Origin of the sequence: Streptomyces bluensis (assembly GCF_014650715.1) — a bacterium.
GTDB lineage: Bacteria > Actinomycetota > Actinomycetes > Streptomycetales > Streptomycetaceae > Streptomyces > Streptomyces bluensis.
This window is the reverse complement of the sequence record NZ_BMVM01000019.1, coordinates 129,781-144,614: the sequence shown is the minus strand read 5'-3', so window position 1 is coordinate 144,614 and position 14,834 is coordinate 129,781. Positions and strand designations below refer to the sequence as shown.

The 14,834-nt window shown below is 68.5% G+C and carries 11 protein-coding genes and 4 pseudogenes; 6 read left to right on the top strand and 9 right to left on the bottom strand.

Annotated elements, in window-relative coordinates; genetic code table 11:
- The 3 genes and pseudogenes from IE262_RS33240 to IE262_RS33230 form a co-directional block, all read left to right on the top strand.
- The coding region (locus IE262_RS33240) for a Scr1 family TA system antitoxin-like transcriptional regulator (RefSeq protein ID WP_229877733.1) at positions 1-257 on the top strand (257 nt) is incomplete at its 5' end.
- Positions 250-486, top strand: coding sequence for a DUF397 domain-containing protein (locus IE262_RS33235; RefSeq protein ID WP_189878953.1), 237 nt, complete (start codon positions 250-252; stop codon positions 484-486). The genes IE262_RS33240 and IE262_RS33235, both read left to right, overlap by 8 nt.
- Positions 487-816: 330 nt before the next feature.
- A pseudogene (locus IE262_RS33230) lies at positions 817-1,090 on the top strand (hypothetical protein); the annotation flags it as partial.
- Here the strand turns inward: IE262_RS33230 and IE262_RS39890 are convergent.
- From IE262_RS39890 to IE262_RS33220, 3 genes and pseudogenes are all read right to left on the bottom strand, one after another.
- Complete coding sequence (locus IE262_RS39890; RefSeq protein ID WP_229877731.1) at positions 1,074-1,625, bottom strand: imine reductase family protein; 552 nt, start codon at positions 1,623-1,625, stop codon at positions 1,074-1,076. The pseudogene IE262_RS33230 and the gene IE262_RS39890 overlap by 17 nt on opposite strands.
- A 25-nt stretch (positions 1,626-1,650) precedes the next feature.
- Positions 1,651-1,947, bottom strand: a pseudogene (locus IE262_RS40640) (NAD(P)-binding domain-containing protein); the annotation flags it as partial.
- Positions 1,948-2,340: 393 nt separating this feature from the next.
- A complete protein-coding gene (locus tag IE262_RS33220) occupies positions 2,341-2,628 on the bottom strand; it encodes a winged helix-turn-helix transcriptional regulator (RefSeq protein ID WP_189878982.1) in 288 nt (95 codons plus the stop codon).
- Positions 2,629-2,850: 222 nt separating this feature from the next.
- Between IE262_RS33220 and IE262_RS33215 the strand changes: the two genes are divergently transcribed.
- Complete coding sequence (locus tag IE262_RS33215) at positions 2,851-3,744, top strand: NAD(P)-dependent oxidoreductase (protein WP_189878949.1); 894 nt, start codon at positions 2,851-2,853, stop codon at positions 3,742-3,744.
- A gap of 95 nt (positions 3,745-3,839) precedes the next feature.
- Positions 3,840-4,724, top strand: a pseudogene (locus IE262_RS33205) (LysR family transcriptional regulator).
- A gap of 139 nt (positions 4,725-4,863) precedes the next feature.
- Here IE262_RS33205 and IE262_RS33200 read toward each other — a convergent pair.
- The 5 genes and pseudogenes from IE262_RS33200 to IE262_RS33185 all read right to left on the bottom strand — a co-directional run bounded on the left by IE262_RS33200 (position 4,864) and on the right by IE262_RS33185 (position 10,874).
- The gene (locus tag IE262_RS33200) at positions 4,864-8,193 is read right to left on the bottom strand and encodes a family 78 glycoside hydrolase catalytic domain (RefSeq protein ID WP_189878947.1); all 3,330 of its coding nucleotides are present in this window, start codon (positions 8,191-8,193) and stop codon (positions 4,864-4,866) included.
- A gap of 210 nt (positions 8,194-8,403) precedes the next feature.
- A complete protein-coding gene (locus tag IE262_RS33195) occupies positions 8,404-8,859 on the bottom strand; it encodes a VOC family protein (RefSeq protein ID WP_134034221.1) in 456 nt (151 codons plus the stop codon).
- Positions 8,860-8,962: 103 nt separating this feature from the next.
- Positions 8,963-9,439 (bottom strand): hypothetical protein, encoded by a 477-nt coding sequence (locus tag IE262_RS33190; RefSeq protein ID WP_229877729.1) that lies wholly within the window; start codon positions 9,437-9,439, stop codon positions 8,963-8,965.
- 254 nt (positions 9,440-9,693) lie between these two features.
- Positions 9,694-9,931 (bottom strand): annotated as a pseudogene (locus IE262_RS39885) (NUDIX domain-containing protein); the annotation flags it as partial.
- A gap of 73 nt (positions 9,932-10,004) precedes the next feature.
- Positions 10,005-10,874: a helix-turn-helix domain-containing protein gene (locus tag IE262_RS33185; RefSeq protein WP_134034224.1), complete on the bottom strand. Its 870-nt coding sequence runs from the start codon at positions 10,872-10,874 to the stop codon at positions 10,005-10,007.
- Between the two features lie 235 nt (positions 10,875-11,109).
- Between IE262_RS33185 and IE262_RS33180 the strand changes: the two genes are divergently transcribed.
- Positions 11,110-12,027 (top strand): alpha/beta hydrolase, encoded by a 918-nt coding sequence (locus IE262_RS33180; protein ID WP_189878945.1) that lies wholly within the window; start codon positions 11,110-11,112, stop codon positions 12,025-12,027.
- A 105-nt stretch (positions 12,028-12,132) separates the two neighbouring features.
- Here the strand turns inward: IE262_RS33180 and IE262_RS33175 are convergent, their stop codons facing one another.
- Entirely contained in the window at positions 12,133-14,790 is a 2,658-nt protein-coding gene (locus IE262_RS33175; protein ID WP_189878943.1) for a SpoIIE family protein phosphatase, read from the bottom strand.
- Between the last annotated feature and the right edge of the window lie 44 nt (positions 14,791-14,834).

Below are 14,834 nucleotides of genomic sequence, written 5' to 3'. Positions count from 1 at the left end.
ACATCGCCCTGCATGTCATGCCACTGGACGCACCCCTTCATCCGGGCCTGACCAGCAATATGACGATCATGGACTTCCGGCGCCCCTGGCCCTCTCTGGCAATGGTCGACCACACCCGGGGCGGGGTTTTCCTTGATGAGCCGGAGGACGTGAACGCCTTCACGGAAGTGTTCGACGCTGTCTGTGAAACGGCCTTGCCTACAGACGACTCACGCGATGTCATCAAGAAGTACATGAAGGGAACGTCACATGCCTGAAACGGCCGTGGTCCACGCTGTCACCCTGCCAGGAGTTGCCTGGTTCAAGTCGTCCTACAGCGGCTCTGACCAGTCCACGTGCGTCGAGGTCGCAGATGTCCGGCCGTCCCTCGGCCGGATAGCGGTCCGGGACTCGAAGAACCCCGAGGGCCCCGCGCTCCTCTTCGCGCCTGACCAGTTCGCCGCGTTCGTGACCGGCGCTTGCGTCCGCGCTGACGAGATCAGCTGACACCTACAATCCCCGTCACACACGTCGGCCCCCGCCTCACGCGATCTTGAGGCGGGGCCACTTCTTTGAGGAGCCTTCCGTGTGTGCCTGCGACCTACAGGCCTCATCACGTTTGGGTAGTTGAGGTACAAGGAAATCCCGCGGACACGACGAAGGGTCCGCCGGGGGCCCTAGCTGTGCCGTCTCATGAGGTTGGTCCCACGGCCTCGATCACTGGCTCACCGGCCGGACTAAGGCCAGCCTCCTTCAAGATGAGGATCGTCGCCACGCGGGTAGGTCGTCCGCACCGTAGCGGCGGCGCCCGCCGGCGTCCCGTCCGGGGCCGGCCGCCTGAGCGGCGACAAAGCCTACTCATCGCGCCGTAACCGCCGTTACCTGCGCCGTCGGCAGACCCACCGGCTTCGACGCGTACCGCAATGCTCGCCGCAATGAAGTTGAGCGGCTGATCAACCGTCTGAAGATGTCCCGGGCGGTGGCCATGCGCTTTGACAAGCGGGCGCACGTCTTTCACGGCACCGTCACCGTTGCTGTCGCCTATGGCTCCGCTCGTAGACCCGGCAGGTGCCCCGGAACGTTCGAAGATTCACTCAGTTGGAAGTTCTGAGGCTTTGAACGACCCCGGGAGCGGTGTAGGCGGTCAGCCCCTCGGCGAGCTGCTTCTCCAGCATCGCGGCTGAGCGCTCGAAGTAGTCGGCGCGCACTCCCGCGTCCCGGGACGCCTGTGCCATATTGCGCACACTGGCGAGCACCACATCGAGACCCTGAGCAAGTACTGGCTTCGCGTCCGAGTCCACGTCGGCGGCGAACACAGGCATCACTTGGGTCATATTCGTCAGCCAGGGCACAAGGAGCTCCGTGAAACCAGCCGCGTTGCCTTCCGCGTGCGAGGTGGCCATGGCGACCGAGTGGAAGAAGCCATCGAACATCACGTTCATCGCGCTCAGCAGCGCCAGGTCATACAGCGCGGCCATGCCCGCGTCGGCGCCGAGGTACTTGGCTGCCCCCAATGCCTCCAAGGTCTCCTTGTGCGCGTCGAAGTGCGCCTTCTGACCGCTGTAGAGGACGAACGCCTGCGACGTTGCGACCGTCGACGGAATCGCCATGATCCCGCCGTCCAGGTAGGCCGCACCATGGCCCACTGCCCACCTCCGTCTCGCGCGCCTGGATCGGCGTGCCGTTGGTGAGGTTGACGAGAGTTCGGCCGCGCAGAGCGTCGGCAGCGGGCCGAAGGATCGCGTCTGTGACGTCATAGTCCAGCAGGCAGACGAGTGTCAGCGGGCTGGCGAGGACCGCTGCCTCGACCGTCGCGGCTCGCACAGCACCGCGAGCCACCAGGTCATCGGCCTTGGTGGCGCTGCGGTTCCATACGGTCGTGGGGTGCCCCGAGACAATCAGGGCGTCCGCCAGCGCCCGTCCCATCTCGCCGAGACCGATGACTGTGACTGCCGCTGTGTTGTCCACAAGTGCTCCCGATGGCGTGCTCGCGTGATCAGATGATGCCTTCCGTTCACCTTCGGCGCGGCACTGACATCTCACAAGTACGCACAAAAAAGTGCGTAGCTACTACCGGTGCGTAAGGGAAGGACGCCCTGTGCCCCTGAAGCGATCCACGAGCGGCACTGTCCACTCCCGGCTGGGCATCAGCAACCGGGGCCAGACCCGTTCGACTTGGCCGTATGACCCATCAGACAGGCCCTAAGAACCCCTAACGAAATGACTCCAGGCGTCACCGGCAGATGAGTGCGGACCCAGGGGTGAGAAGGCGCGCGTTCACCTCGCGCCACGTCCAGGCAATACCGAGGTCGGCCGCGTTTTCTCAGTACCGGGGGAACGACGCCGAGCACGGTGAGACACTCAGGCACTGGTTGTCGCTTCGATGTGTTCCATGTGCTCTTCGCCCCACTTGCCCAGCGGTATGAGAACAGAGATCAGCGAGTGACCGAAATCGGTGAGCGAGTACTCCACCTTCGGCGGAACCTGGTGATAGACCTCACGGGCTACCAAGCCAGTGGTCTGCATCTCCCTCAACTGCAGGATCAACATCCTCTCGCTGATCCCCGGCACCGACCGCTTCAGCTCGCCGAACCTCAGGGGTCCCTGGCTCAACTCCCACAGGATCAGCGCCTTCCACTTGCCGCCCATGACAGCGATGGCGGCGTCGAGCCCGCACGTGAACGTCTTCCTCTTCACTGCACCTCCACTAACAAAAATGTCAGTACTGAACAAAATTGTAGGTACTTGCAGGAAGTTTCGCGGCGCTACAGCATGACCCTCGGCGCTGCTGAGAAGAAACGAAGCACCGTGGATCGGCGCGCTCACCTCCATGAGGACTGAGGACCTTCAACCATGAACTGGAGTGCGAACATGCCCCATCACGACCACACACCGGTAACCGTCATCGGACTGGGTTCGATGGGTGCGGCGCTGGCCGGGGCGTTCATTGACGCCGGCTATCCCACGACCGTGTGGAACCGGACCACGAGCAAGGCCGAACCCCTGGTCAGCAAGGGAGCGGTCGTCACGCAGACCGTGCGGGAAGCGGTGGCCGCCAGCCCATTTGTGGTCGTCTGCCTGTCCACTTACGACGCCACGATCGACACGCTGGAGCAGGCTGGCGCCGAACTGGCCGAGCGTACCCTGGTCACTCTCAACACCGGAACCCCGGACGGTGCCCGCCGCATGGCCAACTGGGCAAGCCAACACGGAGCCCGATTCCTCGACGGAGCGATCAAGAACGTGCCCATGGCCGTAGGCAAGCCGGACACACTGCTCTACTACAGCGGCGACAAGGCCGTCTTCGACGAACACGAGACGGCTCTGCGCGTACTGGGTGGCGACACGGTCCACCTGGGTGAGGAGCCCGACCTGGCCGCCCTGTACGAGATGGCCGTGGGCGGCGTTCTGCTGCCATCCTTACTCGCCTTCTTCCAGGGGGCCACCTACGTCACCGCCCGTGGCCTGCGAGCCGACACGCTGGTGCGCTACACCACCAAGTGGCTGGAGATGATTACCTCCGCCCTTCCGCACCTGGCCAAGCAAATCGACACTGGCGACTACACCGGTCCCATCGGTGCCACCGTCGGCATCTTCGAGGAGGCTCTCGTCGAGCAGCGCCACTACGGCCAGCAGGAACGCATCGATATCTCCTGGCAAGCCCCGATCCTCGACATCCTCAACCGCGCCATCGCCGCAGGCCACCGTGACCACAGCATTTCAGCACTGGTCGAGGTGCTCAGGAAACCTGCACAGGCGGCATAACACTCCGCAGACGACCGGCGTAAGAACTCCTACGCAACGACTTCATGCGTCGCCAACAGATGAGTGCGCATCCAAGGGCGAGGAAAGCTTCGTGGATGTCGTCGCGGATCTCCCAGCGGATCCGCAGGCGACGGAACCAGTGCAGGTGGGCGAACGCTGTTGCGGCCCTGGAAAGGCACATCGAGGTCACGCTCCTGGTGCGGACGTCCCGAGGCTCCCGACTGAGCCTGGACGGGCAGGTCTTCTTGCCGCACGCCAAGTCCTGGCGGCCATCGAGCAGGCCGAGCAGGCCGTGCGCCCCGGAAGCCGTCCCTTGCGCGTCGATGTCCTCAATCGGCGCATCTCCCCGGCCCAGGCCGTCTACCGGTTTTACCGCTCCCACCCCGAGACGGACCTGGACGCGGTCACGCTGAGCAAGGAGAACGCCGCCCAGGCCGTCCAGGCGCTGCTCGAAGGCACCGTCGACGCGTCCTTCCGTGCCCTGACAGCAGACCAGGTCCCGGCCGGGATCAGCGCCGAACGACTTCTGGACGTACCCCCTGGAGCTCCTCGTCGGACCCGGCCACCCGCTGGCTGACGTGCCCTGGGTCAGTCCTGCGGACCTGGGCGGTCACCGCATCTGGATCCCCGGGATCAGGCCGAGCACGGAGTGGGCAGCGTTCTACCAATCACTGTCCGAGACCTTCGGCCTGAGCATCGACGCGCTCGGCCCCAACTTCGGTGACGAGGCACTGATGGACGCTCTGGCCGACTCGGCCTCGCTGGCCACCCTCGTCGGCAGCGGGGACCGGTATCTGTGGCCCCAGACCCACGGCCTACGGCGTATCCCGTTGCACGACCCGACCCCGGTCTACCCGCACGTGCTGCTGTTCCGCAGCGGAGACCAGCACCCTGTGCTGACCGCGCTACGCGACCATCTGTGCAGTGCAGGCCGGCGAACCCCGCACGACGCGTGGGCGCCGGACTGGGTAGCCCGCTGACCAGACGACCGAATTAACAGACACGGCATAGAGCTCGCGGTCTGACCGCCGTCACCCGCGGGGAGGGCGAGCCGTACAACGCAGAACCGCATCCGGCAGAGGGCACCGCCCGCGGGGCGCTGCCCTCTCGCCGGGTCGGTCACGCAGGCCCTGTGAAGTCCCACTTCCCGTGCCCGACACGGAAGACCACGAACGCGGGGTCGCTGCGCAGGAACTCCGCGCCCTCGGGCGCCTTCACCCGGGCGCGCGTCGTGCCCGGTACGTGCACCTCGGCCGTCGAGCCCACCGGCACCCGTACCGACAGCCGCAGCTCCCGGTCCAGCCGCGACCAGGACACGGCGGCCTCGCCGCGCACCGTACGGATCGACGTACGGGCCCAGTTCACTCCCGTACGGGCATCGGGCCGTACCGAGAAGGTGCGGTAGCCGGCGTCCCCGGGGCGCAGCCCGGCCACGTTCTCGTACAGCCACTGCGCGACCGTGCCCATGAAGTAGTGGTCGCGGGAGCGGGAGTCCAGCTCCCACATCTCCCACATGGTGTCGGCGCCGTTCGCGTGCCAGTACCCCCAGCTCGGATAGGTGCGCTGCGTCGCGACGGCGTGCGCCACGTCCGGGCGGTCGTGGGCGCACAGCACCTGCAGCAGCACGCTCGTGCCCAGACAGCCGGTGTTGAGGTGGTTGCCGCGCTCCTCGATGTCCGCCACCAGGCTGTCCAGGACGGAGGCGCGGGCGCCGGACGGCACCAGGCCGAAGGCCAGGGGGATCGCGTTGGACGTCTGCCGGTAGCCGGGGTCCTTCGCCGTGCGGTAGTGGCCCTCCGGGCTGAGGAACGCCTCGTTCAACGCGTTCTTCAGGTTCTCGGCCGCCTCCCGGTACCGCTTCACGACCGCACCCTCACCCAGCAGTTCGCCCAGTTCGGCGGTGTGCAGCAGCGCCCGGTGGAGGTAGGCGGTCGCGGTCAGCCGGGTGTCCTCCGGAGGTATGCCGCCGCCGTAGCCGGGCGGCAGCCAGTCGCCGAGCGCCGTGACGGCCAGCCCGTCCCGCAGCCGGCCGAGCTCCCAGTCCAGGTACCGGGTCAGCGTCGACCAGTGCTCGCGGGCGGCGCGCTCGTCCCCGTACACCCGGTACAGCTCACGCACGACGAACGGGTACACGGTCGTCCACTCGGGAGCGGGGGCCAGCTCCTGGTAGCCCCAGCCGCCGCTCGGCACGATCACCGGCAACTGCCCCTCGCCGGACTGGCTGTCCGCCAGATCGCCCAGCCACTTGGACAGGAAGCGGTGCATCCCGAAGGCGTACGCCATCGTCGGCGTGCCCAGCTGGGCGTCGCCGGTCCAGCCGTTCTTCTCGTACATGGGGGTGTCGGTCGGGATGCCGTGCAGGTTGTTCAGGACCGTGCGGCGCATGGCACGGTCCAGCCATTCGTAGAACGGCTCCGAGCAGCGGAACTCGCTGACCTCCTCGACCCGGGTGTGCACCAGCCGCCCCAGCACCTGCTCCGGGGACGGGCGACCGGGCAGGCCGTGGACCTCGACGTACCGGAAACCCTTGTACGAGAACTTCGGCTCCCAGACCTCACGCGCGCCGCCCGCGCAGACGTATTCGTCGGTCTGGAAGCGGCCCGGGACATGGCCGGTCTCGGCGAGGACACTTCCGTCGGGCTTCAGCCTCTCGCCGTGGACGAGACGGACGACCGTGCCCCCGTCGGCGCCGCCGACGGTGAGGCGGGTCCAGCCCGCCATGGTGCGGCCCATGTCCACCACGTACACCCCGGGGCGCAGCTCGGAGATCTCCGTCGGCCGTACCGTCTCGATGATCTCGATCGGCTCGTGCGGCTGCGCCCTGAGCGTGCCCCGGGGTGCCTCCCGCACGCCCGCCGTCTGCCAGCCGCTGTCGTCGAAGCCGGGGCCGGTCCAGCCGTGCGGCGCGCGGCGCGCGTCGTATGTCTCGCCCGCGTAGAGGGAGTTGGACAGGGTCGGGCCCTCGGTGATCCGCCACTCGCCGTCCGAGACGACGGTGGTGCGGGAGCCGTCCGGGTGGTCGATCTCCAACTGGGCCAGCAGCCGGGGCTCGCCGTGCCACGGCGGGCGGTGCCAGTTCCAGACGTTGGGGGTGATCATGCCGAATAAGCCGCGGCCGAGGGTGACACCGATGGCGTTCTCGCCGCGCCGGATCAGCTCGGTGACGTCGTGTACGGCGTACAGCACCGTCTCGTCGTAGTCCGTGAACCCGGGGTCGAGCACCTGCCGGCCGACCCTGCGGCCGTTGATCTCCGCCTCGTAGTAGGCGAGTCCGCTGACGTAGAGGCGGGCCCGGGAGACCTGCCGCCGCACGGTGAAGGCGCGGCGCAGCAGCGGCGCGGGCTGCTCCGGCACGGCGACGCTCACGCCGCTGCCCCAGGGCCCCTGCCCGTACGGGGCGAGCACGGTGGCCCGGTCCCAGGCCGCGTCGTCGAACTCCGGGCGCTGCCAGCCGTCCGGGGGCTCGGCCGCGGAGACCCGCCAGCCGGGGCCGGTGACCAGCTCGTACGGGCCGCTGCCCTCGCCCTGTCCGCTGTCCTCCGTCTCGACGAGCAGCCGGACCAGCAGACCGGCGGGGTTCACGGAGGGGCCGGAGCGGTTGGTGGCACGGGCGGCGAGTACCAGGGGGCGGCCGGCGGCGCGGGCGGCTTCCACGACAGCGGTGACGTCGGCGGCACGGCCGGTGCGCCAGCCGTCCTGCTGCTCCGGAGCCTGAAGCACCTCCCGGCCGTCCAGATGGAGGGTGAAGTCGTCGTCGGCGGTGGCGACGACGGTGGCCCGCCGCACCCGGGTGCCGTCCGGCAGACGCAGCCCCGCCCGGAACCAGCGCGGCCCCACGGGGGCGTCGGAGGACGTGGCGTCCGGCGACCAGACCCACGAGGCGCCGGAGAGGGAGGGCGGGGCCGGGGGCGCGTCGGCGCCGATCCAACGGGCCTGCCACTGGGCGTCCGACAACGTTGTCTCCCACCAGCGGACCTCGCTCCAGGGCGAGGGCCGCCCGGCGCCGTCCCAGACCCGTACGCGCCAGTGGTAGCGGGTACGGGGACGCAGTGCGGGCCCCTCGTAGGGGACGCCCACGCTGCGGTCGGACGCCACCTTCCCCGAGTCCCAGACCGGCTTGGCCGCCGCCCCGGTGCCGTCCGTCAGCTCCCCGGGCGTGAGGGCGACCTGAATCCGGTACGCGCTCTGCCGGGCGCCGTGCCCCGGAGCGGACAGCTCCCAGCCGAGGCGGGGGCGCTCGACGTCGGTACCGAGGACCCGCTCGGCGTGCTCCACGGTGGTGCGCTCGATACGGAGTGCTCCGGCGCGATCGTCGTGATCGTCGCGCGGACCCCGTGCCGGCGTTTCCGCGGCGGCCGCCGCCGGGCCGGCGGACAGTGCGGTGAACCCGGCACCCGCGCCCGCCGTCGTGCCTTTAAGAAAGAGTCTCCGGTTCCAGAACTGGCCCATGCGTCCCTCGCTCGCTGTGTCGCCGCGGACAACGAAACCGTGCTTGAAACATGACTTGAAACGATTCAAATCTTGTCTTGCCGGGAGATGCTATGTACGGGAGTCCCGCCCCAACAAGGTGTGTGACAGGGCTTGTTCGGGTTGCTTGTTCGGGTTGCCCGGGTGAGTGGGAATCGTTGGGGAAACGACCGAGCACCGTCGCAACGACCCTCAGACGACGTCGAATTCGTTGCCCTCGGGGTCCTGCATGGCGGCGGCGTAGAAACCCATGTCCGGCTCATCCTTGATCCGCAGCACGGTGGCACCAGCTTTGACCAGCCGTTCCACCGTAGCCTTGACCCGCTGTATGCGGACGTCCAGCGGGACGTCACGGCCCCCACCGACCTTCAGGTCGAAGTGCCACCGGTTCTTGGCGACCTTCGGCTCCGGAACCTGCTGGAACCACACCCTCGGTCCACGTCCCGCAGGATCGATGATCGACTCCGGAACATCCCCGGCACCGGCCTGCAACTCTGCCTCGGGCACCCCCACCGCCGCCCAGTAAGCACGCCACGTGGCGTGCCCGTCCGGCGGAGGCTCAGGCACATAGCCCAGGGCCTCGGCCCAGAACGTCACCATTCTCTGCGGATCGGAGCAGTCGATCGTCAGCTGCACTGTCATCTCCATGGTCGGAGCATCCCAGGCCGGTCTGACAGACGATCGAATTTCACAACAGGCCCTAAGCTTGTTGTTCATGGTCCGGCGTCGATCGCGGCCTCCTGTGTGGATGTCAGTCCCACGCGTTGAAGAGCACTCCGCCCAACGTGGTGATGCCGTAGAAGCGCACCTCACGCCACTCGCCCCGTGTGAGCACTGAGGTGTCCACGTTGGAGAGTGGTGTGGCGAGTTGTTCAAAACCAAGGACCACGAAGCCCGCGTTGGTGAAGACGTGAGCCCACGGCGGCGGGACGAGGAACTCCTCTCCGTACCAGTCCCGTCGCGTCTGGGCGAAGGCGATCCAGGGGTGATGAGCGTGACACAGGACGATGTTCTCGCCCGCGCGTGTGACGATCGTTGCGGTGTGGAAGGTCCGGGGGTATGCCTGCTCCTCCACCTCGCCCACTTCGCCTCCGACGACGCGGGCGGCGGCATACAGGGCGGCGCGGAACGCCCGCAGGTCAGTCTTTGGGAGCGGGCCGTCCTTCGGCCGGAAGAAGCCTGTCGCCCCCCGCAGCAGCGTGAAGCCGATGTTCCCCTCGTTGACCATGCCGCTCATTTTGCCCGGCGCGAGGCGCATCGGTGGTCGTAGGTGTCGTGACCCGTTCTTCGAGCCCGGTGGTCGGCCGGGGCCGGGTCGGGTCGGTTTGGGCTCACTGGCCGGGGAGCCAGCCTTCGTGCAAAGAGACGCGCCCTAGTACTGCAACGGACTAGTACGGGAGCGCCTGCCCGTCGTGCGGATACACCGTCCGCCCCTCCCGCAGTGCCCGCACCGCCTCCGTCAGCCGCCGCCGCATCCGGTCCGCCGCGGCCCTCCCGCTGCTCCCGCACCACCGTCTCCTCCGGCGGCTCGTTCGCCTCGGCCGTACCGCCGGGAAGATCCCCACCGGGCTTGTAGGCCGGATTCACCCAACAGCACTCGCCCCGACGAGTCCCGGAGCAGCATGTCCGCCGCCACGCGCTTGCGGGCCTGCTGTGCGTTGCCCTCGGCAAGGTAGGCGTTCCAGGCGTCGGGGTCGGCGGGGCTGGGCGTCGGATTCATTGGCGAGTGCCTCCCGGTGACGGGATCAGATCTGCCAGCAGGAGCATTCTGGCGCGGCACGCAAGGCGAGTCTCTAACGGTCCGAAATCGGGTGGTCGGCGGTTTGCGCGGCCCATGAGGCGAGGATGCGCAGACGGTCGTGGCTGGGTGTGCCGGGCTCGGCGGTCAGGGTGATGAGCTGTTGGTCGGGGTCGTCGGTGGAGGTGAGGAAGGACCAGTCGAGGGTGAGCGGGCCGACAACCGGATGGTTCAGCGTTTTCGTGCCCGATCCCTGCGTGGCGACGCGGTGGGCGCCCCACCAGCGCCGGAAGTCGGGGTCCTGAAGCGACAGCTCGCCCACCAGTTCGGCCAGCCGCGGATCTTTCGGATCGCGGGCGGCCTCCATGCGCAGCTGCGCCAGGGTCATCTGCGCTACCCACTCCCAGTCCGGGTACAGCGCTCTGATGGCCGGTTCGCAGAAGACCAGCCGCACGAAGTTGCGCTTCTTCTCCGGTATCCGCGCGAAGTCGGTGAACAGGGCGGCCGCCATGGCATTCCAGGCGAGGATGTCCGTGCGGCGACCCAGGACGACGGCCGGCGTGGTGGAGAGGTCGTCCAGGAGGCGCCGCAGCTGCGGCTGGACCTTCTGCGTGGTGCGCCGACGCGGCCGGGCGGCGTCCCGACCGGACAGTTCGAACATGTAGGCACGCTCACCGTCATCGAGCCGGAGGACACGCGCGAGGGTGTCCAGCACCGGTTCGGAAGCCTGGCGGCGGCCCTGCTCCAGGCGCGTGTAGTAGTCGGGGCTGATCGACGCCAGCAAGGCCACCTCCTCGCGGCGCAAGCCCTTGACCCTGCGCCTGCCGGCCGAATCAGGCAGCCCCACTTCGGCCGGGCTCAGCTCTGTGCGCCGTGCCTTCAGGAAGGCGCCCAGTTCGCTGTCGTGGCCGTTGCTGCTGCTCATAGGTACAAGTCTTACAGCCGGCCGGGCCTGTGACAGTGGGCCTGCCGTGTCCCAGGACCGCGGTGTCCGGGGACAGAAGAAGCCCCTTACGCGTCCACGTACCGCGTGCGAGTGTCGGTGACGTGGCCGGCGGATGGACCGCCCCGGGGACAAAGGTCCCGCCGGAGGTCCTGCCGGAGGAATCCGCGCCATCGCGATCACAGCACTTCCCCACCTGCACCAGGAGACACAGACCGTGAAGACCGGCGTCACCTTCCCCAGCAACGATCTCGCCCTCGCCGGGATTCTCTTCACCCCCGACGACTACGTCGACGGCCGGCTGCCGGCCATCGTTATCTCCCATCCGGGAGGCGGCGTGAAGGAGCAGAGCCCGAGCATCTACGCCAAGCGCCTGGCCCGCGCCGGATTCGCCGCGCTCGTCTTCGACGCCGCGTACCAGGGCGAGAGCGAGGGCGAGCCGCGCGGCATGGAGAACCCCTTCCAGCGCGCCGAGGACATCAAGTCCGCCGTGACCTACCTGACCACCCGTGACGACATCGATCCGGACCGTATCGGAGCCCTGGGTATCTGCGCGTCCGGCGGTTACGTCCCCTACGCCGCTCAGACCGACCACCGCATCAAGAGCGTGGCGACGGTCAGCGCCGTGGACCTCGGGTCAGTGTTCCGTGAGGGACTGGGCCGCACACAGGACCCGGCGATCCTTCAGGCCCTGCTCGACCAGGCCGGTGCGGCGCGCACCGAGGAGGCACGCGGCGCGGCCCCGCAGCTGGTGGCATGGATTCCGGACAACGCCAAGGAACTGCTGGAGACCGAAACCAGGCAGTTTCGGGAGACGTTCGAGTTCTACCGCACCCCGCGTGGCTACCACCCCCGCGCGGTCCGGGGATGGGTACTGCGCAGCGTCGACCAGCTCGCCCAGTACGACTCGTACGCGATGATCCGGCTCATCTCACCTCGCCCCCTGCTGATGATCGCCGGTTCGGAAGCGGAGAGCGCCTACTTCAGCCGAGAAGCGATCGAGCAGGCGGCCGAGCCCAAGGAACTGGTCGTCATCGACGGTGCCACGCACATCGACCTGTACGACAAGGACGAATACGTCACCCCTGCCGTCGCCAAGCTCACCGAGTTCTTCGGCAAGCACCTGGCCGAGTGACGGGGCTGGTCTCGACCCGGCTGGTGCTGATGGCGGAAGACCTCCTGGAGCGCTGCTCCAGGAGGCAGCCTGAGCCAGGAATCCCCCCTTCAGGGAGGGGTGGATTCATTTCTCCTCGGGAAGCTGCTGTTCGGTCCAGATGACCTTTCCGCCGGAGGTGTAGCGGGTGCCCCAGCGGTCGGCGAACTGGGCCACCAGGAAGAGGCCGCGGCCGCCTTCGTCCATGGTGGTGGCGCGGCGCAGGTGCGGGGACACGCTGCTGCCGTCGGAGACTTCGCAGATGAGGCTGCGGTCGCGGATCAGGCGCACCTTGATGGGGCCGCTCGCGTGCCGGATGGCGTTGGTGACCAGCTCGCTGAGGACCAGCTCCAGCGTGAACGCCTCCTCCTCCATGCCCCAGTCCTGGAGGAGCTGAGCGGCGGCGGCACGGACACCGGCGACGGCCGAGGGGTCGGCGGGTACGTCCCAGGACGCGGTGCGGTCGCCGTCGAGCAGCCGGGTGCCGGCGACGATCAGGGCCACGTCGTCGTGTGGCGCCGCGGGCAGCATGGCGTCGATCGCCGCCTGGCACATCTGGTCCGGGGTTCGTCCGGCGTGCGCGACGACGTTGCGCAGGCGCTCGATGCCCTCGTCGATGTCATGCTGCCGGTCCTCCACCAGGCCGTCGGTGAAGAGCACGATGCTGCTGCCCTCGGGCAGGAGTATCTCGGTCTTCTCGTAGGGCAGTCCGCCCAGCCCCAGCGGAGGGCCGACCGGCACTCCGGGCAGCTCCGCGTCGCCGTCCGGGTGCACGATGATCGGTTCCAGATGGCCCGCCCTGGCCATGGTGCACAGACGGGAGACCGGGTCGTAGATCGCGTAGAGGCAGGTGGCGCCCGTGAGCATCGGTGCTTCGCCGTCGCGGTCCTGGTCGATGCGGGTGACGAGCTCGTCCAGATGCCAGAGGAGTTCGTCGGGCGGCAGGTCGAGCGTGGAGAGGTTGTGGACGGCGGTGCGCAGTTGCCCCATGCTGGCGGCGGCGTGCAGTCCGTGCCCCACGACGTCGCCCACCACGATGGCGACGCGGGCGCCGGGCAGCGGAATGACGTCGAACCAGTCGCCGCCGACACCGCCGAGGCCCGCCTCCGCCGGAAGGTAGCGGTGGGCCACGTCGACCGCGCTCTGCTGGGGGAGCTCGTGCGGCAGCAGGCTGCGCTGCAACGTGACGGCCATGGTGCGTTCCCGGGTGAAGCGACGGGCGTTGTCGATGCTGACCGCCGCGCGGGCGACGAGCTCTTCCGCGAGCGAGACCTCTTCCTGGGTGAAGGGTGCGGACCGCGAACGCCAGAAGGTCGCCACGCCGAGCATGCCCCCGCGGGCCCGCAACGGAACAGCGATCATGGAGTGGAGGCCGTAGTCCACCAGCCTGTGTGCCGCTTCCGGATTCTGTTCCTGCCAGCCGGAGAAGGCCGCCATGTCGGCTTCCAGCACCACTTTCCCGGAACTGAGGCTGGAGGCCTGTGGCGTGGAGGGGGCGAAATGCACGGGCTCACCGGGCGGGTCGAGCGGGGCGTCCTCGCGGATGCCGTGCAGGGCGACGCGGCGTAGTTCCTTCGCACTCGGCCGGCTCGGTTCCTCGCCGCGCAGTACGGCGTCCGCCATGTCGACGGTGACGTAGTCGGCGAATCTGGGCACGGCGAACTCGGCCAGTTCCTGAGCCGTGTGGGTCACGTCGAGGGTGGTGCCGATGCGCAGGCCGGCGTCGTACAGCAGGTTGAGCCGTTCCTGGACCACCTCCACCCGGCCCATCAGCGCGCTGAGCTCGGTGGTGTCGCGCAGCGTGGCGACCCAGCCTCCCAGGCCGGGCCGCTGGGCCATGGGGCGTCGGCTGACGGCCAGCAGGCGGTCGCCGACCTTGATCACCTCGTCTGTGATCGCTCGGCCCGAGACGAGCAGCTGTTCGGCTTCCGGTTCGAGCCCCAGCTCCGTGACGGGCCGTCCCTCCCCGTCCGCCCCCAGGCGGAGCAGGCGCCGTGCCTCGTCGTTGGCCAGGAGCAGGTGCCCCTGGGCGTCGACGATGAGGACACCTTCCCGTACGGCGTGGAGCACCGCGTCGTGGTGCTCGTACATGCGGGTCATCTGCGCCGGGCCGAGACCGTGCGTCTGACGGAGCAGACGCCTGCTGATCAGTGCCGACCCCGCGGTGGCCGCCCCGAGCACCACCCCGGTGGCCGCGACGATGAGCGGCACCTGCCGCTCGGCTGCCAGACTCACCCGCTTGACGGCGATGCCCGCGCCGACCAGCCCGATGACCTTCCCGTCGGGTGCGGTGACGGGAACCACGGTGCGGACCGACGGGCCCAGTGTCCCGACCGACGTCTCGGTGACGGTTCTGCCTTGCTGAGCGGCCGCGATGCTGCCGATGAAGTGCTTGCCGATCTGGGTGGTGTCCGGATGGGTGTAGCGGACGCCGGTGGGACTCATCACCACGACGAAGTCCACGTCGGAGCGTTTGCGGGTTTGTTCCGCCTGCTGCTGGAGCTGGGCGGTCGGGTGCTTGCCCGCCAGGGCCTGGTGCACGTTGGGGGAGGCCGCGACGGCCTCGGCGACGGCCAGTGAACGGTTGCGGGCCTCGTTGTCGGCGTCGGCCTGGGACTGAAGCAGCAGGGCGGAGAACGCCGCGGCCGCGAGAATCAGCACAACGATGACCTGGAGGGCGAAGACCTGGCCGGCGACTGTGCGCAGCCGGTACCCGAAGCGCGAGCGCCCTATCCGATGATGCATACCCCCATATAACACTGCCTATGTGCCACATTGCCCCTGTGGTA